Below are 22,854 nucleotides of genomic sequence, written 5' to 3'. Positions count from 1 at the left end.
GCGATACTCACTCCTTCGCTTCCTTTGGGGTATTGCACCAGGTGGCAATAAATCGGGCCATGATCTGGGCAAAATGAACGAGCTGGTCAGGATCAATCGATTCATCAACGGCATGTGCATGCGTTAACTCACCAGGTCCGAATAGTACAGCCGGAATGCCTCCATGCGCAAACCAGCCTGCATCGGTCACCGTAGGCGACATATTAACGATAGGCGCTTGATGCATGTGACTTTCATATGCGGTTTGCAGCGTTGCTAACCCCGGATGTTTCGTATCCAACTCCAGTGAAGGGAAGATTTCACCGCGCTCCTCAATCATCGAACGTCCACCCCACCGGAATGTTGGAGGATTGTCTCTCAGCCAAAGATCAGCTGCAGCTGCACGCCCGACGTGATCCTCGATTTCTCGAATAATCTCTTCGTGGGATTCGTTCGGATAAAAATGAACGGTAATCCATAGAGCGCAACGGTCTGCGATGAACGCAGCGTGACGACCTCCCTCGATGACTGCGGGATTGATCGTATTACTTCCTGCCGGGAAGCCGGGGTAGGACTTCATGACAGCCCAGTCCCGCTCCAGCTCCTGTAGAGCGGTGATGACCTTCGTCATTTTTTCAATGGCAGAAGCTCCCCGAACGCGTCCGCCTGCATGAATCGTCTGTGCGCGCATTCCGTCATGCAGCGTCGTCGGACTCTCAATCGTGATCCAGCCTGTAATGACCCCGCCCTGCCCTTGCATTTGGAGATTGCTCGTATCCACTACAACGGCGTAGTCAGCCTGATAGCCACGCTCAATAGCTACCAATGTACCCGCTTCACCTGCTTCTTCTCCGATGACGGATTGAAAGAGCAGATCACCTTGGAGCTCGATTCCGTGTTCGCGCAGTATTTGAATCGCAAACAAGCTCGCTGCGAGTCCACCTTTCATATCAGCAACACCACGGCCGTACAGGCGCCCATCCTTGCCATGTGTCAGAGCAAAAGGTGGATAGATCCACCCCGTGTCATCTCCGACTTCAGCCACATCGATATGCCCGTTGACAATCAAGCTGTTTGCCTGTGAAGAGGCACTCCCTGATAACCGACCGACGATATTGTCGTCTCCTGGATATACCGTCCAGCGATCGACCTCGAATCCCATCGCTTGCAGTCTGTTGGTAATTACTCCTTGTGCGGCATCGCTGTTTCGCGCGGGAGGACTCACAGTCGGATGAGAAACGAGCTCTGCCAATAAAGTGAATAGCTCTTCTTTGCGGCTGGCAATCGATTCTACCGCTTCTGTCAGTCGATCCACGCTACTCAATCATCCCTTCAGTCGGGCTGCTTGCAGACGCGTAACGTTTTTTCGCGATACGGCCTGCCAGGAAGCCTTTGCGACCTGCTTCTACCCCGAGCTTCATCGCTTCTGCCATCAGGACAGGATTGTCAGCGAGTGCGACTGCTGTATTCAACAAGACACCGTCAGCACCCAGCTCCATCGCTTTCGCGCAGTCCGCTGGCGAGCCAATTCCTGCATCCACGATTATCGGTACTTTGGCATCCTCGATAATAAAGCGGAGGTTGTTTTCGTTGACAATCCCTTGTCCGGAACCAATTGGTGACGCCCCTGGCATAACCGCATGTACGCCAACTTCTTGCAGACGTCGAGCAAGGATCGGGTCGTCATTGGTGTAGGTCAGTACGATAAAGCCTTCTTCTACCAAGATTTTCGAAGCCTCGAGCGTGCCAATCGGGTCAGGGAGAAGTGTTTTCGGGTCTCCAATGACTTCGACCTTGATCATGTCACACAGGCCGGATGCTTTAGCCAAACGGGCAATGCGCACTGCTTCTTCTGCTGTATAGGCACCTGCTGTATTTGGTAACAGGGTGAATTTTTTCAAATCGAGTTTTTCCAAAAAGTTCGGTTCTTGCGGATTTTCCAAATTCAAGCGACGAATCGCAAATGTCAAAATTTCTGCTTCCGACACCTCTACTGCTTTCCCTTGTGTATCCAAGTCAGCGAATTTACCTGTCCCGAGAAGCAAACGGGAGCGAAACTCGTAAGGTCCAATTTTTAATGTATCCATCATCATGATCATCCTCCTCCGACAAAATGAACGATTTCTATGCGATCTCCGTCTGCAATCGGTGTTTGTTCGTACGCTGAGCGGTCAATAATTTCACCATTTCGCTCTACGACGACAATCTTCTCTTGCAGGGAATAAGAAGCGAGCAAGGCCCGCACTGTCGTGATCTCTTCCGCCAACTCTACTTTTTTCCCATTCAGCTGAACAATCATTGATTACCTCCTTCTTCTGGAAAAAAAACGGCTTCTCCCGCCTGCCTGAGTCGATTCAGACAAACAGAAGAAGCCGTATACCCATCCCATCTCACGGGACGAATGGCATAAAAAAACCATCCGCCTCGGATGGTTGAGTGTGGTCTTATCATGCATGCACGCGAACAAGCATAGTTCCGCTCGGATGCGACACGTGATACTGATTCCAAATACCTCTTCCTCCGCTGGCATGACCCAGGTCAGGTTCAACGGTCAGTAACACACTCGTTACAATCTCAGCCAACGTTGCTTGGCTCCCGTTTGGTAGTAAAGCTATGCAATTGTCGTACATTCGAGTACTACAGTACCACTCTATTTCGTGTTTGTAAAGGCTTCCTTGTGCATCTTTTCCAGCTCAACGAGACAACGCTCTGCCCAAGCTGCCATTTTCGCAAGCTTTTCCATTTCTCTCTCCATCGCCTGGCGCACAGATTCCTTGTAGTCTGGAATCGCGCCATTATAGCGAATGACACCTTGGACAGGCGTCATGAATTTTTCCATGTAAGAGAGTGCTGGACGCTGGTGAAACAGCGGCACCTCTACTTCGTAGGAAGAATGCAAATCGCCTTGGGTCGGGTATTTGGTAACTGCCAACACTTTTACCAGCAGCTTCGAATCGTGGATTTCCAATACTTCTGTAATATATTCACCCGTTCGCTGCGTAACGCGAACGATATCTCCCGGATTCCAGTTCATCGCGGATTCCTCCTTTTATTAAATCGAGTTCATCTACATTAGTAAGGCTTCCAGCAGTTTGCGAGCATGCAGCAATACTTCTTCCGCATCCACTACTGACTGACCGCCACCCTGTGCCATGGCAGGATTTCCCCCACCTTTTCCGTTTATGACCGGCAAAGTTTCTTTCAACACTTGATTGATGGCTACGTTGACTTCTTGCCCACGAGCAAACACGACTTGCATTTTGTCCTCGGTAGTAGCAGCCAATAGGCAAATCGCATCTGGCGCCAGAGCAGTAGCCAGCTGTGCGAACTGTTGAAGCTGTTGAATGGTTTTGTCTGTGAAGGTACGCATAATGAGGCGAGAATGACCGAGTTGGCTAGCAGCAGATAGTTGTTGATTGACTTCCACTTCTACGAGCTGCTTATCCACTTCTGCCAATTTTGCCTTCAAGGCGTCGCGTTCTGCAAGGAGGCGTTCCGTCTGTGCGATCAGTTCCCCTTCATTGGTAGCGAGCAGTTTCGCCGTATCCCGAACGACAGCTTGCTTTTGGTTGTAGTCCCGCAAAGCTCGCCAGCCACAGATGAATTCCAGACGAATGTTTCCGCGATGTCGCTCCCAGCCCAAGATCTTGATCATCCCGACTTCGCCCGTACGCGCTGGATGAGTTCCTCCGCATGGGTTGTAATCAAAATCAGGTATCATCACGACGCGAATATTTTCAGTAACGGTCGGTTGTTTTTTCAAGGGCAGCGTTGCCAACTCCTCGTCATCAACGAACCGCGCAATGATGGGATGGTTTTCCAGAACAATCTGATTCGCTCGCTTTTCTACCTTCTCCCATACATCTGCTGTCAACTCATCCAGTCGTACATCAATGGTGACACGCTCTTTGCCCAAGTGAAAGGCAACGGTCTCCGCCTGCACGACTTCCAGGAAGGACGCAGATAAAATGTGTTGGCCAGCATGCTGCTGCATGTGATCGAAGCGGCGGTCCCAATCGATGTGACCCGTTACTTCCGCTATGCTTTCGGACAAGGGAGCTTCCAGTCGGTGACGAATTTCGCCATCTACCTCTTCCACATCTACCACACGAATTTCTTCCAATACGCCCAGATCGGAAGGCTGTCCGCCTCCAGTCGGGTAAAAGGCCGTATGGTTCAGTACCACGTAAGGTGTTCCATCTTGCTCGGCACCAGTCCTCGTCACCTGGGCCGAAAACGTTCTCGTATAAGCATCCTGATAATAGAGTCTGTCTTCCATCGTTACTCCTCGCTGCATGGAACCATGGTTCCAGCCTGATTCTCCCACTTGGGGGCAACACGAAAAATGTATGTATAAAGCTTAGCCAAACAAGTGATCCATTTGTTTTTCGCGCTCTTGGCGCTCCTCAGGGCTTGCCAGGTCATACTTTTTCAATAAGTGAAACAGCTCGTTTAGACGCTCTTGGCTGAGTTCGCCATTCAATTGATTTTTGAATTGACTCACACGCAACTCCGACAGATGTGGAGCTTGTTCTGCCAGTTTTTTGAGTACATCCTCATGGCTGTGATCCAATTTGCATTCTCCCATGATTTCTCCCCTTTTCCTTACTGTCTTCTTCATCATACCATGATTTTTCATTCGAAAAAAAGGCGTACAACCCGCGATGGAGTGTACGCCAGATGACTATGCACGCTTACGGACACGAAAGTTCTCCTCGATCAACAGCCAATTTTGCGGAAATGGCAAACCGAGTTTCCAGTAGCTGACGCCTCTCAAACCAAGCTGTTTAACCAGATTGAACTTGGCTTGGATAGACCGCGCATCCTCAAACCACACCTGATGTTGCTTGCCTTGATCATCGGTGTACGTAAAAAACGGAGCCTGCGCGCGATAGTCATACCGGATCACTGCATTATGCTGTGCAGCCAAAGCAATTGCCGCTTGTGGACTCAGAGCTTTCGCTGTCGTTCCTCGCTCGTACGGTAAGGTCCAGTCGTATCCGTACAGATTTTGGCCCATCAAAATTTTCTCGGCTGGTATTTCGGTAATGGCGTACTGCAAGACACGCCGCACCGGTCCGATCGGAGAAACCGCCATGGGAGGTCCACCACTATAGCCCCATTCATACGTCATGATCACGACAAAATCGGCAAGGGCTCCTATCGCCTTGTAATCATGGGCGGAATACCATTTGCCTGCTTGCTCGGCACTCGTCTTCGGTGCGAGCGCAACAGACATCATCAACCCTGCTGCATGTATACGGTCCCTTGCTTTTCGCAAAAAGTTCGCATACGCTTCTGCCCCTGTTGTGGGCAATGCTTCCAGATCAAAATGGATATCCCCCATACCCAGCTCACGGGCGGTCGCGAGAATATTATCCAACAACTTGTTCTGGAACTCTTGGTCATTCAGGATGAGTGCGCCCAATTCCGTACTGAACTGACCTTTTTCCAAATTCGTCACGACCATCAAAAGTAGGACTTGGTTTTCTTTTGCGATCGCCGGAAAATGGTTCAGGGTTGGTGGTTCGAGGGTTCCATCCCGTTTGATGCGAAAGCTGAACGGTGCCAAATACGTAAGATGAGGGGCAGCCGTTCGAACATCCGCTTCCATCGCTGGCGGGACAGTGCGGCGCGGTTCCACATACGCATTGAAATCAGCCGCTCGTCTAGGGCGAGGCGGGATATATAGCTTTTGCCCGACTTGTAGCGGTTTATAGGGAGAAATCCCATTGACGCGAGCAAGCTCTGCTGCGCTGATCTGATTTCGTTGACCGATGGTATACAACGTATCCCCTTGTTTGACCCAATAGTAGCTTCCTACAATCGGGATCACCATCGCCTGACCAGTTGCCAGCTTATTGGGATCTGGCAATTCGTTCGCCTTGTTGATCGCTTCCGGCGTCGTACCGTACGTCTCGGCGATGCTTGCTAAGGTTTGTCCTTCTTCCACCACGTGGATTTGCATACGCCTCCTCCTTCGCATTTCATCTCTCTTTGTCATATTCATGGCGAAGGAAATAGGTGTATGTCTAGGCAAGAGGTTTCAGTACATCGTATAAAAATCCAACGGACTGGATCGCATAATGGCGTTCTAACAATTCATTTCTGTGAAAAATGAGCAGGGCGGGTACGCTGGTCACTTGCCACTGTTCTGCCAATGCAGGCGCCGTATTAATGTTGATCTGATACAGAGGAACGGTTGGCAATGTTTCTTGCATGACGCCGAGCATACGTGCAGCGAGCTTGCAGGTCCCACACATCGGTGTATAGACAAAAAGAGCGACCGACTCTTTTTCGTGTAGGTATTGGTTCAATTGTGTTGCGGATAGTTCTTGCACGTCGTTCACTCCTTTCTCTCACATCGGATATGATGATTAATGCTAGACTCCCTGTCTGAGGCTGTCAACAGCACTACTGTATGCCAAGAACAATTAGAGTTGACTCTCGAAAAAGGAACCTTATAATAAGCTCGAGCTAATTGATAATGATAATCAGTACCCCTTTTCCACAGAAAAAAGTCGACAGAATTCCTTTATGAAAAGGAACTGTCGACTTTTTCATCAAACCTTTATCGCGCAATCGTTGTATGAGCTAGCTCCTCCGTCACGGTACAGACCGCACTCGAATCCCAGCTACCCTTGCCTTGTGCTTTCGCTGCCTCATACATTTGTGCAACCGTTCCTCCAACGAGAACAGGCACTTGCTGTTCACGTGCGGTTTGCGCATAGAGCTGCAAATCTTTGTGCATATGATCCAAAGAAAAGACCGTATTTTCATACGTACCGTATAAGATGTTAGGTCCAAAAACGGAGAGAACACGATTGTGGGCCGAGCCTTTGTCCATGACGGCTGCCAGCTTGTGTGGATCGACACCTGCTTTTGCCCCGACACTGAATGCCTCGCCCAACGCTGCTGTGATGACTGCAACGACAGAGTTGTGACAAAGCTTCGCCACCTGTGCGGAGCCGGATTCCCCCAGATAGAAAATTTCCTTTCCAATTGCCCTTAGATAGTCCATGATATCTGGAAGCTTGGCCTCATCACCGCCGACCATAATGGTCAACGTTCCTGCCGCAGAACCCGCAGGTCCTCCACTCACTGGACAATCGTAGTAGTAGATCCCTTTTTCTACGCCGTGCTGATTCAGACGTTTTGCTGTAGCAGGATCGATCGTACTTGTATCAAATACGAAACTGCCCGCCCCTAATGATAAGAAAAGTCCGTCCGCACCCAGCATGACTTCCTCAACAATCGCAGGACCTGGAAGCGAAGTGAAAACGACACGTGCTACGCTACCCACTGCCTGTGGAGACTCGACGACTATCGCTCCTTTTTCCTTCGCCCAGGCTTTTGCTGCCGGACTTGGATCATAGGCATACACATGGTAGCCTTTTTGCAATAGATTGCAGACCATCCCTTTACCCATTGCACCAATGCCGATAACACCAATCGCTTCCATCTTCGCTCCTCCTGCTTTCCCTATACTTATGGCCGAATATAAACCGTTTTTGTCTCCACGTAGAAATCGAGCGCTGACTCCCCTTGCTCTCTCGGACCCAATCCAGATATCTTTTTGCCACCAAACGGAAACTGTGATTCAAAATGAGTCGACGGCATATTGACATGTGTGACGCCAGACTGAATACCTTTGACAAATTGGAAGGCTTTTTGCAAATCGTTTGTAAAAATCGTGGAGGACAAGCCGAATTCCACCTGGTTAGCCACTTGCATAGCATGTTCGAAAGAATCCACATCGACCACGGCGATCACAGGGCCAAAAATTTCTTCGTTGGCAATCGTCATCTCCTGCGTAATCCCGGTAAACACCGTCGGTGCGACGAAGTAGCCCTGGGCGAGATCACCTTCTACCAGGCGCTTACCCCCGCATTCCAATACGCCACCTTCTTCGATCCCCTTTTGTACATAGTGAAGATACAAATTGAGCTGATGCTCGTCCACTACCGGACCGTTATGATTGTCTGGATCGAATCCATTCCCAATTTTCAAGCTCTTCGCTCGCTCGATCAGTTTTGCTTTTACTTGTTCGGCTACTTCGGGAACAACCAATACGCGACTGGTCCCCGTACAACGTTGGCCATTATCGAAGAATCCACTCAGTACGATGGAATCGATAGCGAGGTCAATATCGGTATCCGCGAGAATGATCGCTGGATTTTTCCCGCCCATCTCCGCCTGAATCTTGCCTCCTCTGGCTCCAACTGCTCTCCCCAAGGCGAGTCCCACTTCAGAAGAACCTGTAAATGAAATGCCCTTGACCAGTGGATGATTCGCCAATTCGTCACCGATTACCGCACCTGGTCCTGTTACCAAGTTCACTACGCCACTCGGAACGCCGCTCTCAATCAAGAGCTCTACCAGCTTTACGCTAATCAAGGAGGTGTTGCTCGCTGGCTTGAACACAACCGTATTGCCTGCGAGGATAGCCGGAACGATCTTCCACAAGCCAATCCCCAGCGGGAAATTCCATGGCGCAATAATCGCGAAAACCCCGATTGGCTCTCGCACCGTGTAACCAATTACCCGTTCATCAAAGGAAGGCACCGTTTGACCTGTCAAGCGAGTGGCTTCCCCAGTCAACTGCTTCATCGAGGTGATTGTCTTGGCAACCTCGCCTCTCGCTTCCCGCAATGTTTTTCCGACTTCACGGGTGATCGTTTCTGCGAGGTCTTCTTTGTTTTTTTCCAATAAGTGAATGAGGGAGAACAAGAATTCTCCACGTGTGGGAGCCGATTTTTGCGACCATGCACCAAAAGCATTGGCAGCAGCTTCAATGGCAGAACGCGCATCCAGCCCGTCCGATTTTTGAAAATAACCGAGAACCTCATTCGTATTGGCAGGGTTCGTACTTGGGAAAACCTGTCCAGTATGGCTCGTCACCCAAGCTCCAGCGATGTAGTTATTGTAGGTTGCTGTCAAATCGTCTCCCACCTTCCGCATCTTATAGGAGTATTGTATATAGTAAAAATTATGAATACAATGTATATACAGACACTTATTTCCAACTAGTAATGTGTATTTCTCTACATGGAGGACACGTGGATGAATTCATTTTCGCTCCTGCTTGAAAAGCTGCACGAATGGTTTGGCGAACAGCCTTTTTCGATCTGGTACCAATTTTCGCGAGATCGACATTTTCGGCTTATTTTCTCTTCTTTTCATGAAAACGCTACCACGGATATTCCCCCTATGACAGTACCTCGCTGTGACAACGATGCTAGCCACATGCGCTATACATATGCCCAACAGATGTACCGTTTTTTCTACGAAAAGGAAGGACAAGCTGTTATTTGCCTTGCACATAAAGCAAACCAACCGATCATCCTTACCACTGACCAATGGGAACTACTGTGGTTCGGGATTCGCCTGTTGTTGGCTGAAGAAAAAATGACTGCCAAAGCGGAGGAAAGCAAGAAGCTCTTTGAAGGGATTCGCTCGATATCTGCTACCCTCGACGTTCACCAAATCATCCGTGGCATCATTGGTAACGCTCTGGCTGTTATCCCGGCTGCAGACGCAGGTCTCTTGCACTTGTATGATCCCACTATCGACCGATTGATTCCGAAAGCGACCGTCGGTTTTCATGATACGGTGTTCAAGGATCTCAAAATGCGAATTGGCGAATCCATCGCGGGCAAAGTGTTTGAAGACGGAATCCCACGCATGTACAAAACCACCCAAGAAACTTCCCACGCGATGAAGGACATCTCCGCTGACAACTTTCATTCCCTGAACCACGCAAAAACATTGCGAGACTTGAATGGGTTGCTGTGCGTACCAATATCACGTGAAGAAAAGCGTATCGGCGTGCTAATCCTGCATCAGTTTCATCAAGAAAATGTGTTTACCGAGTATGACCTCGACCTCCTCCAAGGCTTCGCAGACCAAACTTCTATCGCCCTGCAAAATGCCGAGCTTTATGCTGAAGTCAAACAAGCATATGAACATATGGCTGCCATTAGCGCCCAACTGCAAGCCAAGCACGATGATTTGATACAACGCAACCATCTCCATGAATCCATCAAGCAGTTGTCCCTGCAAAATAAAGGGGCGGAAACTATCGTAAAAACCCTCAGCAAAATGACAGGTCATTCCATCTTTTTTGCCGATTGGCTTGAGCAGAAAATGTATCCTGAAAAGAGTGTTTTATTTTTTAGCTGGGATGAACTGTATACATTGCTGAACAAAAGAAGACAGCCTGTTTCCGTTAACCTGTTCTCTCCCGCTGCTGATGACGATCAATTGTTCTGTTTGTATCCACTAATCAATGGAAGCATCTTTCTCGGATGTCTCATGCTTCCCTTAGACGAACGCGGGCTATCTGATCTCGCACGTATGACGGTCGAGCAAGGGAGTGCTGTGCTCATACTCGATTTGGTGAAAAAACAATCGATCAGCTCCGTGCTGTACAAGCGAGCACACGATCTTTTTCAAGAGCTAATCGCAAGCAAAGGCAATGAATTGTTTGACCGCGCCCGTTCGATGGGGTTACAGCCGCAAGCAAAATACTACGTAGTATATGCCCATCTAACGCAATGCCACGATCTGGCTTTGCTAGAAGCAAACATTCACCGGCTCATTACCCGTTGGAAATGGGAGTTCAGTAAAACACAGATGTTTGTCTACGGATTCCATAACCATGTCACGCTTCTCATCCGGTCTCTCGGCTCCCGAGATGGCAAGGACATCCGGGAGAGGCTGCAACAAGCGTCTTATGAGTGGGAACTTGGCAAGGAAGCATCTTTATCCATTGGCGTGGGAAGTATGGCAAGCGGGATTGAGCAAATCAGCAAAAGCTATGAAGAAGCTAAGAAGGCCGCACACTATTTGACCAACCGCAACCGTTATGGTGTGGTGCACTATAAAGACCTGGGTGTCAATCGCCTCATGCTGAACCAGAGTCAGGCCGATATTGATGCATTCATTCAAGATGTCTTTGCCCCTTTCTGGCAAGACCCGGAAAAATATCAAGAATGGGAACAGACGATCATGACCTATATGAAATGCAGTCAATCCCCTCAACTCACGGCCAAAGAGCTGCACATTCACGTCAATACGTTGTATCAGCGATTGCGCAAAGTCGAGGAGCTTCTTCATATCGATTTGCGAAATCCGGAAGACTTGTTGAAATTACAGCTGGCTTGTCATTTGCGCCAGGAAGGATAATTCGAAAAAGGCAGGAGTAGCTTTGGACGTGAAAAAGTCCTAGACTACTGCTGCCTTTTTTGTATGCAAAGTCTTTGTACGAGTGTTTGATATTTTGTTTACCATAATTAAGTTATGTAAATCACTTCTTCATGTAAATCATGAAAAAAACAGATGTGTATTTTCAACTTGTAATATTTGGATAAACATCCATAATGAACATGGGGGCATCAGGCACCAAACACCCGAGAGATTCGCGCCCTACTACAGGTAAAGGAGTGATGATGTTTTGGATTCGCAAAAACAAATCGAAAAGCATATGAGAGGTTCCAAACAATAATTTCATCCCTTCTCTCATATGCTATGGGAGGAAATGAACGAAATGTTTGCTCAAAAGATGGTTCAAGGTACGGAACTCACAACCGATTGCTTCCATAACGCGACCAATCTGTTCGAAGCGTTGAAACATCATGTATCCATCAAAGGGGTCATTGCAGGTGTTATTCCTGGTAGAGTATTCCTGTCAAATGATGCAAGATCAGTCTTATTGACAGGCCCCCAAGGTTTTTTTCTAGGTGGCAGTGTTGATAATCCCCTCTTCTTTGAAGAAGTGAACGCATTGATCAAAGAGGAGCTATTACCGCAGCTTGCTGCTGATGAACAGCTTGACTACGTCCTGTTTTATCCTACGAATGAGAAGTGGAATGACATTCTCGATATCGTGATGAAAGATATATTACCTATGAGAAGCGGGCGAATGATCTTTACTCACCATTTACAAGATCTGTCCCCTCCTGCTGACGATCATATTGTCCCGATAGACAGCACCTTTTTGAAGCGTAAAGAATTAGTAGGTCTTGAGGATGTTATCGATGAAATAGCAGAGAACTGGCCATCCTTTGAAGCCTATGAAAACAAAGGCTTCGGTTGTGCGGCGATTCAAGATACCGATAAGGGGCCTACCATTATTAGTTGGTGCATGACGGATTGGGTAGTAGAGGACGAATGTGAATTGGGAATAGAAACCGATGAAGACTATCGGGGTAACGGATGGGCTCAGAAGACAGCATTGGGTACTCTCTCACTCGCCAAGCAGCGCGGAATCAAAAGAGTGGGATGGCAGTGCTGGTCAAATAATATAGGTTCGCAGCGAACAGCCTTATCTGTCGGTTTCGAGCTGCTCGCGGATTTCCCGGTTCTGTTCGGATGGAACCTTCCTTTAAACAATTTCCTTGTCAACGGCAACCACTATATGCGTGGCGATCTGGAATATGGCGTGGAAAAAGACTACGCCCGCGCAGCATGGAGTTATGCCCAAGCACTTGATAAAGGCTGGGATTGGAATGGCGATCCGGCCTTGTATTGGAATGCTGCTTGCTTGTTCTATCTGAGTGGTGAAGAGGACCGTGCAAAGCATTACTACAAAAAGGCTATCGAACATGGCTGGGTAAGCATTCACCACCCGCATTATCATGATTATGTGTACAGAGAACAGGACAGCGAGCAGATCGCTCGTATTCTTGCTGAATCAGTACGATAATGGAAACGGCCGCCGTTTTATCGGCGGCTTTTTGCTGAGCTCAACCATTTTTCCTCTACTTCTCTGCCTTTGAATGAAAAAGAAATGGCTTGCCGTTCAAGTAGTTTTTGATCATAGGTATTGCATAGGGCTGTTCTTCTTTTAGCCCCTCGGTTTCCCTGGGGTCAGGAGCATGATGACTATAATTTTCAATCATGACCATGACTGCGAAGCTCTCTAGTGTGGGGAGCCAATCCCCTTCTAGTTTCCGCAAACTCTCGTAGCCTTTTAAAACTAGCTCTCTTTGTGCAGGATATAAACCCAAAATGGTATGGGCGATATCATAAAGATAGTAACCAAACCCACATCTTCCAAAATCAATCGGACGAGGATCTCCGTTATGAAAAACGATGTTTCCTTGGTGCAGATCGCCGTGAATGATTCCATATTTGCTGCTATTCTTGTCCAATTTGGCAAGACAGGTGAGTATTTTATCCGCCGCCAATTCATATAGCCCGAACTCTTCGTCTGTCAGAAACCGTTGGTAATGCTCCGTCAAACGAGCCATGGACTCCTTGAAGCTATCCTCTCCCCAGATCGGACGCACAAATTCAGGGGTCAATTGGAAATCCTGCGATACTGTATGAAGCTTTGCTAACAAGACGCCCTCTTTGTAAACTTGGTCTTCCGTAAGTTCTTCATCTGCATGCTCCCCTTCGACCCAACGCATGACGGATACGAAGACACAGTCACCATTCGCAAGATCGATGCTCACTGTCTTGGAACCATTGCGGCACTCTATTCCCGTTGGAATCGCTACCTCTATTTTTTCATGCAAAGAGCTGAGCCAAGCAAGCTCGGAATCAATTTCGTTTCTGTTCTTGTTTCCGTGAATGCGGAGTAAATAGGTACCATCCTTCTCTGTTTCAATCACAAACGTGCCAGTGTCGGACAGTTGGTTGAAACGAATCTGCTCGCCATCCAAGTCGTATTCGTGCATCGCCTTTCGTGCGATTTGCTGCAACTGGTCCACTACCTTATCGATGTCATCTTCAGAATCCAACTGAAATAACTTCGTCATGCGAATCCCCCATCCAATATATGGTTCATATGCTTACATTCGTTTGATTTCCGCCTTACTCCTCTTTTCTTTTTTTTCGCTTGACTCCAACCCAAGGTCAGACTGCACACTCAATTTCAGGAGGTGAATCGCCATGTTGTACACCGTTAACGAGGTAGCCAAACTGTCTGGTACCACAATCAAGACACTGTACCATTATCAAAAGATTGGTTTGCTGATGCCCGAAATCGTTACAGAAAATGGATACAGATATTATGGTGAGAATGAACTCAAGCGGTTACAACAAATCTTGTTTTATCGTGAGCTTGATTTTTCGTTGGACAGCATTAAAGCTGCCCTTGATCACGAACCAGACAGACTTCGTTGTTTAAGTGAGCAGCAAGCAATGTTAAAGACACGCCAGCTTCGATTGGAGCGCATCTTACTTACTTTGGAAGAAACGATTCGACACGAAAGGAAGAGAGGAAATATGTCCACGGAGAAAATGTTTGATGGATTAAACGAAGAAGAATGGAAGCAGGCATTCACTCAACAAAATGAGCATTTGCAGGAAGCGTACGATTTTCAATTGGATACAGAGAATCTGGACGTGGCTTCCATGAATGAAAAAGCTGCCGAAGCGTCTGCTTTCATGACAACAATGGCAGAGGCGTTGAAAAACAACAAAAGTATCGACGATGAGACAGTTGTTTCTGCGATCAAAAACCACCTTGCTTTTTTACAAAAAGACCATCCGATTGATGCGAGAGCTTTTGCCGAGCAGTCAAGGTTTTTTCTATCAGATGAGTTTCACCGCGCTATGTTGGAAGAACAGCAAACGGGATTAAGCTACTACATTTGCATTGCTGCCGAAAATTACGCTTCCAAGTAAAGTGTAGTTAAACGAGCGTTTAACAGTTAAACCGGGTGAGCCGCAACTCCCCGGTTCCTTGTTTCCATTCGTGCTCGATACCTTAGATTACCGCCCCGATTATATACTCCTTGATTAGCGTCCATCGATCACGAGGATTCGGCATGAATTCCGATGCAATGGCTACGATGAGGTTTTTTTCTGGGATGCAACAGATAACATGACCGCCATCGCCCAGAGCAGCGTATGTAAAAACACCGTCCTCTTCACGCAACCACCATAGGTACCCGTATTGATTGGGATTCATCGCGGTTGATTCATCTATCCAAACCTCTGGAATGATCTGATGATTGTCCCAACAGCCACGATTCAGATAGAGCAAACCAATTCGTGCCATGTCACGGGGAGTTAACGTGAGACCCCACCCTCCTGTGGAGTTATTGTTTGGATCCTTCACCCATCCTCTCACCTCTTTCCCGAATAAATCTTCAAACGCAAACGCCTTCATTTCATAATCAGGGATTTCTTCCATGCCGATGGGTGTAAACAAGCGTTCGTTGGCGAATTCTCGGGCACTTTTGCCTGTGCTGCGTGTGAGGATGGATGAAAGCAGATGCGCCCCAGCGGTTGAATACTTAAACGCTCCAATCTCTCCCTTTTGACCAAGCATATCAAGGGTATATGTTACCCAATCGGACTGCTTACACATTTGGTCCAGTGGTTCGTGCCAGTCCTCAAAAGGATAGGGTGCTGTCATCGTGAGGAGATGGCGTATGGTGATTTCTTGTTTTTGTGTATCAGTATGGTCGGGTGCATAGTCTGGGAAAAATTCCAGCACCTTTTGGTCGACATTTTTGATAAACCGTTCCTCTATGGCAATACCAATGAGAGCGGATAAAATACTTTTCGTTACAGACGCTACATGGTGCCTATCATTCAGTCCATAGCCATGATAGTAGCTTTCATGGGCGATATAACCATTTCTCACAATAATGATCCCGTTTATGTTGCTGTACGCGGATTTTATGATAGGGTCTAGCTCTGCTAGTTTTTCAGCGTCTATGTTCAAGAGTGCCGGGTCTACTGCTTGCCATTCCGTCGTGGGCCAATCGCTTCTTTGCATGATAATTCCCCCCTCTACACGAGAATGTCATTTTTTTCTGACTGGAAAGTACACCTCTGTAACAAGCTCCTCAGGAACGCTGGCATGATTGGGTGCAGTTACATAGACTTCGTAAGGTGATCTCACCAATTCATAGCTTTCATTTTCTACCCACTCCCTCTGCCTGGCATATACCGCTGTCAATTCCGAGTAAGGACCCTTACATACAGACTTTGCACAAAGTCCCCCAGGTAGATCTCTTGTTCCCTGTACAGCCTCTGCGATGGGGAGGGCAAACTCGGTATCGTTTCCGGCAGGATTGAATTCAGGGCTATGATAAATCGTCATCGGCGTACCGAGCAAGGTGAGCTTTTCAGTCGCAATCCTTTCATACAGCATACTAAAATACTTTCCATATCCGGTTGCATAATCATCACTCGTCATCATCTGGCGTAAAGAAAGAATATGGATTGGCTGTGTCTCCACAAGCTGTACTTCTATGTTGTCAAGGTATGACATCATGGGGATACCCTGCTCCATTCTGGATAGATCATCGTTCAGTTGTTTTATGGTATAGTCCAAAGCGTTTCGTTTTTCATACATCTCCCTTTGCTTGCGAAGAAGCGCAGAAACAAGCTTCTCCTCCGCCTGATCTTCTTCCCATTCCAAAATGGCTTTTATTTCGTCCAGCGAAAAATGATACGATTTCAAACGGTTGATGAAGAGCATCTTTTTCAGTTGCTTGATAGAATAATACCGATAGCCATTTTCAGGATTAATCTCGTCTGGGTTCATCAGTCCTATTTCGGCATAATAACGAAGCGTTTTGGTAGACACTCCGCATATCTTTGAGAATTCTCCGATTGATAACATAGGCTCACCTCCACTATTCCGTATCGATATTCTACTTATACCCCTTCCCCTAAGGGCAAAGTCAACTGCAAGTATAAAAGCTAATAAAGAAGTACCAAAGCATATACATCGTGCGCATCGTTTTCCTGCCTTTTCGTTTTTTACGTTTCAAATTAAGGGAAGCAGCACACGTTACGCGTTCATAGGTGTCAACTCAGAAAGGCTCACTGTTTTCTTCCTTTACATCACATTCAAAAAAGTTGCATAATGTTGTATGGTGAAGTATGTGCATTCATTCCCTATACTTCCCAAAGGAGAGTGTACTTGTGCGTGAAACCTGTGTTCCGACTGGCGTGGAGCTGAAAGATACTGGCTTTGGTTATACGTTGTCTTTAATAGGCGGGAAATATAAAATGATCATTTTGTATTGGCTAGCTGAAAAAAAGGTGATGCGGCATAATGAGCTGAAGCGAAGTATCGGTACCATTTCCTTTAAAACACTGAGCTTGATGTTAAAGGAGCTGGAGGCAGATGACTTGATCATCCGCAAGGAATTCCCCCAAGTCCCTCCCAAAGTGGAATATTCCCTTTCAGAGCGTGGTCTATCTCTCATACCGTTGTTAAATATGATGTGCGACTGGGGAGAGACAAACAGCTTACCCCCTCAGAAGGCTGTAAAGCAGCAGGCATAATGATTGTTACTAACAGGAAAAGAAGTATCTCCTAAACGAGGAAATACTTCTTTTTTCATGGGGCTTCTTACAGACTATCAACGAATTTCACATAATCTTGCGCGTTCTTTTCCAACACGCTACCAATCGGCTCAAATTCTTGACCAGGTACATTTTCCCCTGACTCAGTCTCTGCACCATAATACGCAAAGAATGAACGATAATCCGCGTGGCAGTAGCGGAAGGTTGTTTCAAAAGGGGTCAATATTTGCTCAAGTGTATACCGATATCTTCCCTCTTCCTGATAATCTTCTTTCCTAATTCCGGCAGACACGGCTAATGCAGCTTTTCGATTCTTTAGTTTATCGCCTCCTTTTGAACCGTACGCCCACCCATATGCGAAAACATCGTCAAGCCATTTTTTCAGGAGAGGTGGACAATTAAACCAGTAAACCGGGAACTGTAAAACAAGATTCCCATGCGATTCAATCAATTGCTGTTCTTTTTCCACATCAATGTTTCCATCTGGATAAACCTTATGCAATTCGTGTACGGTATACTTTTCTGGATATTTTTTGAGTTCTTCTACCCATCGCTTATTGATGATGGATGTTTCGATGCTTGGATGTGTAACGATTACAAGAGTTTTCAATGTAGGGTCCTCCTTGAAGTTTGTTGTTTTATGAGTATAAAATGCTTGCTACAATTTTGTAAGTATGCACATTTTGTTCAGTTACTTACATAAAGGTGAGTGTAAAGAACAGAAAAAAGCCCCCCCTCGACCTAATGTTGTTAGGTTCGTATTGTTGGGAGGCCCCTTTGCAAATGTTTTTATGAGCGTTTTCTCCATATACAGCGTGCCTTCAAACGGATTGAAACGATAGGGCTCAATTGGATAAAGGCTTCACGTACAAAGGCTAAACAGATATATTCTCCTCCTCTATAGCTATAACCTCCCTTGCTGCTTCTATGAAAGATAATATGATTGGTGAAAGCCACTTGTCTTTATGCCATAACATCTGTGTATACACGTGCAAGTCCGGAAATTGCCATGGAAGAGCAACAAGTTCACCCCGTTCAACTTCCGCTTTCGTTGTCATTTCAGGAAGAAAGGCAATACCGATTCCCGTAATTGCACATTGTTTAATGGCTTCGGCATTTTGAAATTCTAAATACGTAATACTATCAATGCCCTTTTTCTCCAATTGCCGGTCAAACATGGTTCGATAGGGACAACCCTTTTCATTCGTCAGGAACACTTGTCCGTGAAAATCTTCCAGCTGCAGTACAGTTAGTTTCGTGAGTGGATGGTCTGGAGCGGCGAAAATCGAATTCATCAGCGAACTTTAGATAACCTAGATAGGATACTCGAACAACAAAACCTAAAGGTTGTAACATAAAAAGTGACCAAATGAATGGTCACTTTTTTCTATTAAATGGTTTTATTTATTTTCTCGTAGGCTAACGATGGATGAAAAGCCAATAGCTGATTATTGGTGTACCTGTTGTTTTATTAGTTGACAATGAAAAAAATGGAGTGCAAAGACATGAAGAACTGAATTTATTAGCGCCTTGTGATTAATATGCTTGATGTAGTGTCGTTAAATCCGTGAGGAACCAAATCGGGAATCGTGGTGCCCTCTGGATAAGCATTACCACTAAAACTCAAACTTCTTCCAGTAAAGTTTGCATGTTCGAATATCGTTATATCATATGGTCCGACGATACGAATGGATGAAATCTTGTCATTAAGTGGGATAGTGCTCGCGCTTGATGTTACCTTGATCCAATCACCGCTCATTCCGTAGTGATCGTACAAGTAAACTCCATTAAGGTCTTCTTGCTGTTCAGAAACATAAAGAGAAGAAGCTTCATCGTTCCCAATCTTTTCGTCACTCATGTCACGATCACTGAACAAATAAGTAGTGCTACGTCCAGTCCAATTTAAGTGTTCGAAAACAGTCACGTTGTATCGATGATCTAAAATCTTGATCGAGGAAGCTTTGTCATTGAAGAATCTATCATCAAGTTTATTAATTCTACTGCCCGCGTATAGACCTAAGCAGTAACCTTGATAGTCTGCATCTTCGCACAAATATGCTACTGGTGAACCTGGGCTTGTCCCATTCGCGGATACTGGACCTGTCCCTAATGCAATGAATGCCAACACGAACGTTGTTAAAGCGCTTATTAACTTGACTACACCTTTCATTTTAAATCCCTCCTATTAGCTAATGTTTCATACAACTATATGCTATTACAATTTACAAAATTTGACAATTCGGTGTTTGTAAATATTTTGTTTGTTTGTAAAATTTCCTTTTTATTGTAAAAGTCCCCTTTTTTAATAAAAGGGGACCTTCTCGTCAATATTTTGAAAACCAAATCAATTGGTTATAAGAAACTTTTCCTTACGAATAACGATGGAGCTTGAAAAAAAGTTATTTAGGGATCTTAATTGCAAGCCCATGGGAGTTAGCAAGATTGTTTAAATCGGTTAGGATTTCCTCCATTTGCTGTTTACCAGTCGAAATTTGTTCATTAGCTTTTGCGAGCTCGGATAAATTTTGTTTCTCGATCGATGATGCAAGTAACAATAAACCATCACGTTGTATTTCTGCTGCTTTTATATACTGTTCGTGAATGATTTGAACCTCTTTAGTTGCAGGTTTTATTTTTTTGATCTCTGATAGAAACTGTGCATAGACAGGAATGACATTGTTCGTTAGCTTCTTGAAAATAACGGCATCATCTTTTATCTTTGCACCTAATATTGAGTTATACTCATCAACTGCTCGATTTTCAAGAAAGGCCACTTTTGACATTTCACTATTTATGTATCTTGCTAAGTCATCTTTGACCGGATCACTATTCATTTCCTGAAACACAAAAAATGAAGAAAGAAAAGCTATGGCATAGATTAGTTTTTTTGATTTCAGCATTGGTACCACCTTTTAATTTGACTATCCTGGAAGTCCCCCATGACTGTAATAGGCATATCCCCCTAATTAGCCCATTTAGAGGGGGATATCTCTTTACACGGATTGAGATAACATTAGTTCTCGGCCGACAAAGTACATGTATGACTATCTGCGATCAAAAGCAAGACTCGCAGCAAGACCTGTCAAGACACTTGCCATTAGCCAACGCTGCACCCGTAGCCACGTTGGGCGTGTACCAAACCACTCAGCAACTCTGCTCGCTAAAAGAACAATAAGCAGGTTAATGGTAAAGCTGACAGCAATTTGTGTTAGACCCAAAATAGCACCTTGCAGGAGTATCGATCCCCGCGCAGGATCTACAAATTGAGGTAAGAGTGAAACATACAAAATAGCAATTTTGGGGTTCAGTAGATTTGTTATCAATCCCATCAAAAATAACTTTTTCGGCGGTTCAATAGAGAGAGTATCAGGCTTTAGAATGGAAGCAGCACCTGGTTTGATCGCGTTCCAAGCTAGCCAGAGCAGGTAGATAGCCCCGGCCCACTTGACTGATTCATAAACGAACGGAACCGTTATGAAAAGAGCCGAGAGCCCGAACATGGTTGCGATCATGTAAATCACGAATCCAAGAATAACACCAAGAAGCGAGATGACTCCAGCTGTGCGGCCTTGCGAAATCGTACGCGAAATAAGGTAAATCATGTTAGGGCCAGGAGAACAAACCATACCAAGCGAAACAAATACAAAGGCAATAAATGTACCAAAGCTCACCAATTTACATTACTCCTTTCCGTGGTTCATCAAAGTTAGAAACCATTATATATCCCAAATCCATTTTTAATAGCATTATTTTCAATGAGTATGCAAATTTATCTGTAGTTGATGCCCCCCGTTCCGCACCTTCTATTGCTACTTGAGCAACTTGTTCTTCAGCTCCTCCGCCGTATCCGGCTTCCAATAACTTATTTTTAATTTCTTCTCCTGAACCAATTGTCCAACCTGTTCAAAAAGAACTGCTCTCTTCTGGGCTGGCCAATGGGTAAAGGACTGCAAATCACTGGACACATTCCAAATAGAGGTTGCATTTTCCTTTTGGGACCATTTTTTCATAAGAATCGATTCAACGTCCTCATAACCTATCCGATACAAAATACCAACATATGTCGCGCCAATTCCATCATCCAGAATTGCTCTTTTCAGAAAATACGATTGCACCTTTTGGCAGCAAATTTCATTATTTAGCGGAAGCAGATCACCCAGCACGTCATCAAATTCTCCAGTTACTTTTCCTACATAATAGCTCGTTTTAATAAGACCGCTTAGCTTTTTCTCCTCCGGATCAGTTGCCAAAAGTTCTATCCAGCGCACATCCAAATCCTCAAACAGCAGCGGTGTAAGTGAAAAATATGTATCATCCCTAAGCATATGACCCCAGCCAAACATAAACGTATGCCGATTTTGCTTAGTATCAAACTTCACCGTACCTAGCACGTTCAAAATAAAACGCTGCGCTACCGGATCTTTGTAATAAGGTGAAAACTCCTCGAAAACATCGCCAGCAGGCTTGGTTAGAAGCGCAGAAGCGAAAACAGGAGACAGCCAGGCTCCCCCATATTGTTCATATAGCTTGCAAGCCAGCGCTTGCAGCCTACTATCTCCATCCATTAAAACAGAGCCAACCAAAATCATAGGAAAGGCTTGCTCTAAAGTCACCCCTTCCAAGGTATCACTTATATGAAAGATAGAAGTATCTCTGTAGGTTAACTTTAGCACCTCGCTGTCGCGCTTAAATGATGAAATCTTCTGGATATGCTCTGCTGCAAACTCATACACTTCGCACATCTTCTCACTTGCTTTGCCCGGCATCATGCCAAGTAAGGCAAGCAGTGTATCATGCTCTTCCCAGCTGATCTTGCTGCCAGGCTTCTTCTCCAGAAACGTCTGCAAAAAAGCTAGTAATCGATCAGCAAGCTGATCCGACACGGTATTCGAGAATGTTTGGTTTACTATTTTTTCGCATTTTTGAGGCGACTTTAATAGCTTTTTCCAATAAGCTGCAGCCGGTTCATAATCAATCTTAGCCAGTGCCCTCTGGGCAGCAAGCTTACTCTTCCCGCGCTCTGTACTTGCCAGATGCAATAGCTCAAGTGACTCGTTAGCTCCGAGCTCCGAGATAGCCTTCTCTCTGCTACTCCCTTTGGGCGGCAATGCATCGAAAACACGCTGATTATATTCTGTCATTACTGGTTTCCCCCTCATCCTGACTATTTCTATCTATAGTAGCACGCCAAATTTTGCGGATATATAGTTATGACTTCCTTTATAACAAACCCTACAGGCCCCGCCTTCCATTACGGAGAAAACTCATTGTTTTCAGTCTCACTAATAATGAATCCAGTACTACCGACCACCTACAGGAAAAAATGGAGCATCGAATCATAGATGACTATCGCGCCAAGCTCGCTTAATTATCTTTCTTCACTCGTTGGGGCAGGACTCACTCGTGCAAACAGCCTTTTCATGCAAAACCGCAACGAGAACGCCACTAAACGCCAATGTCTATGCGTTTAATTTGACGGACGAAAAGGCCTTGCCTGGGAGCTCTTCTCTCTCAGGTGAGGCCTTTTCTCTTAAAAAAGAATAGGAAGATGTCCTCCTTATTTTTTTCTGAGGAGTCTGCCTCATCGTTCCT

General features: G+C 45.9%; 22 protein-coding genes, 1 pseudogene and 1 riboswitch. Of the genes and pseudogenes, 4 read left to right on the top strand and 19 right to left on the bottom strand.

Annotation, left to right across the window (positions count from 1 at the left end; all coding sequences use genetic code 11):
• Positions 1–7: 7 nt before the first annotated feature.
• The 10 genes from HP399_RS15145 to HP399_RS15100 all read right to left on the bottom strand — a co-directional run bounded on the left by HP399_RS15145 (position 8) and on the right by HP399_RS15100 (position 8,940).
• Positions 8–1,303 (bottom strand): acetylornithine deacetylase, encoded by a 1,296-nt coding sequence (locus tag HP399_RS15145; RefSeq protein ID WP_173619406.1) that lies wholly within the window; start codon positions 1,301–1,303, stop codon positions 8–10.
• Positions 1,296–2,069 carry a thiazole synthase gene (locus HP399_RS15140; protein WP_173619598.1) on the bottom strand — a complete coding sequence of 258 codons (774 nt, stop codon included), beginning with the start codon at positions 2,067–2,069 and terminating at the stop codon, positions 1,296–1,298. The genes HP399_RS15145 and HP399_RS15140 overlap by 8 nt, the downstream gene beginning before the upstream one ends.
• A 5-nt stretch (positions 2,070–2,074) precedes the next feature.
• On the bottom strand, positions 2,075–2,278 hold the full coding sequence (gene thiS, locus HP399_RS15135) for a sulfur carrier protein ThiS (RefSeq protein WP_007729348.1): 204 nt from the start codon (positions 2,276–2,278) through the stop codon (positions 2,075–2,077).
• A gap of 199 nt (positions 2,279–2,477) precedes the next feature.
• Positions 2,478–2,588: riboswitch (TPP riboswitch) on the bottom strand.
• A gap of 41 nt (positions 2,589–2,629) precedes the next feature.
• Positions 2,630–3,013 (bottom strand): kinase-associated lipoprotein KapB, encoded by a 384-nt coding sequence (locus HP399_RS15130; RefSeq protein WP_173619407.1) that lies wholly within the window; start codon positions 3,011–3,013, stop codon positions 2,630–2,632.
• 33 nt (positions 3,014–3,046) lie between these two features.
• Positions 3,047–4,258, bottom strand: a complete 1,212-nt coding sequence (locus tag HP399_RS15125; protein WP_173619408.1) for an alanyl-tRNA editing protein — start codon at positions 4,256–4,258, stop codon at positions 3,047–3,049.
• An 81-nt stretch (positions 4,259–4,339) separates the two neighbouring features.
• On the bottom strand, positions 4,340–4,567 hold the full coding sequence (locus tag HP399_RS15120) for a hypothetical protein (protein ID WP_041749457.1): 228 nt from the start codon (positions 4,565–4,567) through the stop codon (positions 4,340–4,342).
• A gap of 96 nt (positions 4,568–4,663) precedes the next feature.
• Positions 4,664–5,947 carry a glycoside hydrolase family 18 protein gene (locus tag HP399_RS15115; RefSeq protein ID WP_173619410.1) on the bottom strand — a complete coding sequence of 428 codons (1,284 nt, stop codon included), beginning with the start codon at positions 5,945–5,947 and terminating at the stop codon, positions 4,664–4,666.
• Positions 5,948–6,011: 64 nt separating this feature from the next.
• On the bottom strand, positions 6,012–6,320 hold the full coding sequence (locus tag HP399_RS15110; protein ID WP_173619411.1) for a thioredoxin family protein: 309 nt from the start codon (positions 6,318–6,320) through the stop codon (positions 6,012–6,014).
• Between the two features lie 230 nt (positions 6,321–6,550).
• On the bottom strand, positions 6,551–7,441 hold the full coding sequence (locus HP399_RS15105; RefSeq protein WP_173619412.1) for an NAD(P)-dependent oxidoreductase: 891 nt from the start codon (positions 7,439–7,441) through the stop codon (positions 6,551–6,553).
• Positions 7,442–7,467: 26 nt separating this feature from the next.
• On the bottom strand, positions 7,468–8,940 hold the full coding sequence (locus tag HP399_RS15100; protein WP_173619413.1) for an aldehyde dehydrogenase family protein: 1,473 nt from the start codon (positions 8,938–8,940) through the stop codon (positions 7,468–7,470).
• Between the two features lie 102 nt (positions 8,941–9,042).
• Between HP399_RS15100 and HP399_RS15095 the strand changes: the two genes are divergently transcribed.
• Both HP399_RS15095 and HP399_RS15090 read left to right on the top strand, forming a co-directional pair.
• Positions 9,043–11,166, top strand: a complete 2,124-nt coding sequence (locus HP399_RS15095) for a helix-turn-helix domain-containing protein (RefSeq protein ID WP_173619414.1) — start codon at positions 9,043–9,045, stop codon at positions 11,164–11,166.
• A 361-nt stretch (positions 11,167–11,527) separates the two neighbouring features.
• Positions 11,528–12,685, top strand: coding sequence for a GNAT family N-acetyltransferase (locus HP399_RS15090; protein WP_173619415.1), 1,158 nt, complete (start codon positions 11,528–11,530; stop codon positions 12,683–12,685).
• A 55-nt stretch (positions 12,686–12,740) separates the two neighbouring features.
• Here the strand turns inward: HP399_RS15090 and HP399_RS15085 are convergent, their stop codons facing one another.
• Complete coding sequence (locus HP399_RS15085) at positions 12,741–13,745, bottom strand: phosphotransferase enzyme family protein (RefSeq protein WP_173619416.1); 1,005 nt, start codon at positions 13,743–13,745, stop codon at positions 12,741–12,743.
• A 133-nt stretch (positions 13,746–13,878) separates the two neighbouring features.
• On the opposite strand from HP399_RS15085, the gene HP399_RS15080 reads away from it, so the two are divergent.
• Positions 13,879–14,616, top strand: a complete 738-nt coding sequence (locus tag HP399_RS15080; RefSeq protein ID WP_173619417.1) for a MerR family transcriptional regulator — start codon at positions 13,879–13,881, stop codon at positions 14,614–14,616.
• Between the two features lie 82 nt (positions 14,617–14,698).
• Here the strand turns inward: HP399_RS15080 and HP399_RS15075 are convergent, their stop codons facing one another.
• Both HP399_RS15075 and HP399_RS15070 read right to left on the bottom strand, forming a co-directional pair.
• Positions 14,699–15,718, bottom strand: a complete 1,020-nt coding sequence (locus tag HP399_RS15075) for a serine hydrolase domain-containing protein (RefSeq protein ID WP_173619418.1) — start codon at positions 15,716–15,718, stop codon at positions 14,699–14,701.
• 27 nt (positions 15,719–15,745) lie between these two features.
• Positions 15,746–16,570 carry a MerR family transcriptional regulator gene (locus HP399_RS15070; protein WP_173619419.1) on the bottom strand — a complete coding sequence of 275 codons (825 nt, stop codon included), beginning with the start codon at positions 16,568–16,570 and terminating at the stop codon, positions 15,746–15,748.
• Between the two features lie 305 nt (positions 16,571–16,875).
• Between HP399_RS15070 and HP399_RS15065 the strand changes: the two genes are divergently transcribed.
• On the top strand, positions 16,876–17,241 hold the full coding sequence (locus tag HP399_RS15065) for a winged helix-turn-helix transcriptional regulator (protein ID WP_173619420.1): 366 nt from the start codon (positions 16,876–16,878) through the stop codon (positions 17,239–17,241).
• A 67-nt stretch (positions 17,242–17,308) separates the two neighbouring features.
• Here the strand turns inward: HP399_RS15065 and HP399_RS15060 are convergent, their stop codons facing one another.
• The 6 genes and pseudogenes from HP399_RS15060 to HP399_RS15035 all read right to left on the bottom strand — a co-directional run bounded on the left by HP399_RS15060 (position 17,309) and on the right by HP399_RS15035 (position 22,403).
• The gene (locus HP399_RS15060; RefSeq protein WP_173619421.1) at positions 17,309–17,872 is read right to left on the bottom strand and encodes an NAD(P)H-dependent oxidoreductase; all 564 of its coding nucleotides are present in this window, start codon (positions 17,870–17,872) and stop codon (positions 17,309–17,311) included.
• A gap of 265 nt (positions 17,873–18,137) precedes the next feature.
• A pseudogene (locus HP399_RS15055) lies at positions 18,138–18,548 on the bottom strand (substrate-binding domain-containing protein); the annotation flags it as partial.
• Between the two features lie 236 nt (positions 18,549–18,784).
• A complete protein-coding gene (locus HP399_RS15050; RefSeq protein ID WP_173619422.1) occupies positions 18,785–19,432 on the bottom strand; it encodes a beta/gamma crystallin family protein in 648 nt (215 codons plus the stop codon).
• A gap of 229 nt (positions 19,433–19,661) precedes the next feature.
• Complete coding sequence (locus HP399_RS15045) at positions 19,662–20,162, bottom strand: hypothetical protein (RefSeq protein ID WP_173619423.1); 501 nt, start codon at positions 20,160–20,162, stop codon at positions 19,662–19,664.
• A gap of 144 nt (positions 20,163–20,306) precedes the next feature.
• Positions 20,307–20,936, bottom strand: a complete 630-nt coding sequence (locus tag HP399_RS15040; RefSeq protein ID WP_173619424.1) for a LysE family translocator — start codon at positions 20,934–20,936, stop codon at positions 20,307–20,309.
• 135 nt (positions 20,937–21,071) lie between these two features.
• A complete protein-coding gene (locus tag HP399_RS15035; RefSeq protein WP_173619425.1) occupies positions 21,072–22,403 on the bottom strand; it encodes a hypothetical protein in 1,332 nt (443 codons plus the stop codon).
• Positions 22,404–22,854: the final 451 nt, after the last annotated feature.

Origin of the sequence: Brevibacillus sp. DP1.3A (assembly GCF_013284245.2) — a bacterium.
In the GTDB taxonomy this organism is placed as follows: Bacteria; Bacillota; Bacilli; order Brevibacillales; family Brevibacillaceae; genus Brevibacillus.
Note: the sequence above shows the minus strand (reverse complement) of the source record. Positions and strands in the feature narration are given on the sequence as shown.

Coding starts and splice junctions, on each gene's coding strand:
- thiS (WP_007729348.1), bottom strand. CDS start 2,278: ATGATTGTTCAGCTGAATGGGAAAAAAGTAGAGTTGGCGGAAGAGATC.
- HP399_RS15085 (WP_173619416.1), bottom strand. CDS start 13,745: ATGACGAAGTTATTTCAGTTGGATTCTGAAGATGACATCGATAAGGTA.
- HP399_RS15095 (WP_173619414.1), top strand. CDS start 9,043: ATGAATTCATTTTCGCTCCTGCTTGAAAAGCTGCACGAATGGTTTGGC.
- HP399_RS15120 (WP_041749457.1), bottom strand. CDS start 4,567: ATGGGAGAATGCAAATTGGATCACAGCCATGAGGATGTACTCAAAAAA.
- HP399_RS15105 (WP_173619412.1), bottom strand. CDS start 7,441: ATGGAAGCGATTGGTGTTATCGGCATTGGTGCAATGGGTAAAGGGATG.
- HP399_RS15080 (WP_173619417.1), top strand. CDS start 13,879: ATGTTGTACACCGTTAACGAGGTAGCCAAACTGTCTGGTACCACAATC.
- HP399_RS15125 (WP_173619408.1), bottom strand. CDS start 4,258: ATGGAAGACAGACTCTATTATCAGGATGCTTATACGAGAACGTTTTCG.
- HP399_RS15070 (WP_173619419.1), bottom strand. CDS start 16,570: ATGTTATCAATCGGAGAATTCTCAAAGATATGCGGAGTGTCTACCAAA.
- HP399_RS15140 (WP_173619598.1), bottom strand. CDS start 2,069: ATGATGGATACATTAAAAATTGGACCTTACGAGTTTCGCTCCCGTTTG.
- HP399_RS15130 (WP_173619407.1), bottom strand. CDS start 3,013: ATGAACTGGAATCCGGGAGATATCGTTCGCGTTACGCAGCGAACGGGT.
- HP399_RS15050 (WP_173619422.1), bottom strand. CDS start 19,432: ATGAAAGGTGTAGTCAAGTTAATAAGCGCTTTAACAACGTTCGTGTTG.
- HP399_RS15045 (WP_173619423.1), bottom strand. CDS start 20,162: ATGCTGAAATCAAAAAAACTAATCTATGCCATAGCTTTTCTTTCTTCA.
- HP399_RS15035 (WP_173619425.1), bottom strand. CDS start 22,403: ATGACAGAATATAATCAGCGTGTTTTCGATGCATTGCCGCCCAAAGGG.
- HP399_RS15090 (WP_173619415.1), top strand. CDS start 11,528: ATGTTTGCTCAAAAGATGGTTCAAGGTACGGAACTCACAACCGATTGC.
- HP399_RS15075 (WP_173619418.1), bottom strand. CDS start 15,718: ATGCAAAGAAGCGATTGGCCCACGACGGAATGGCAAGCAGTAGACCCG.
- HP399_RS15115 (WP_173619410.1), bottom strand. CDS start 5,947: ATGCAAATCCACGTGGTGGAAGAAGGACAAACCTTAGCAAGCATCGCC.
- HP399_RS15100 (WP_173619413.1), bottom strand. CDS start 8,940: ATGCGGAAGGTGGGAGACGATTTGACAGCAACCTACAATAACTACATC.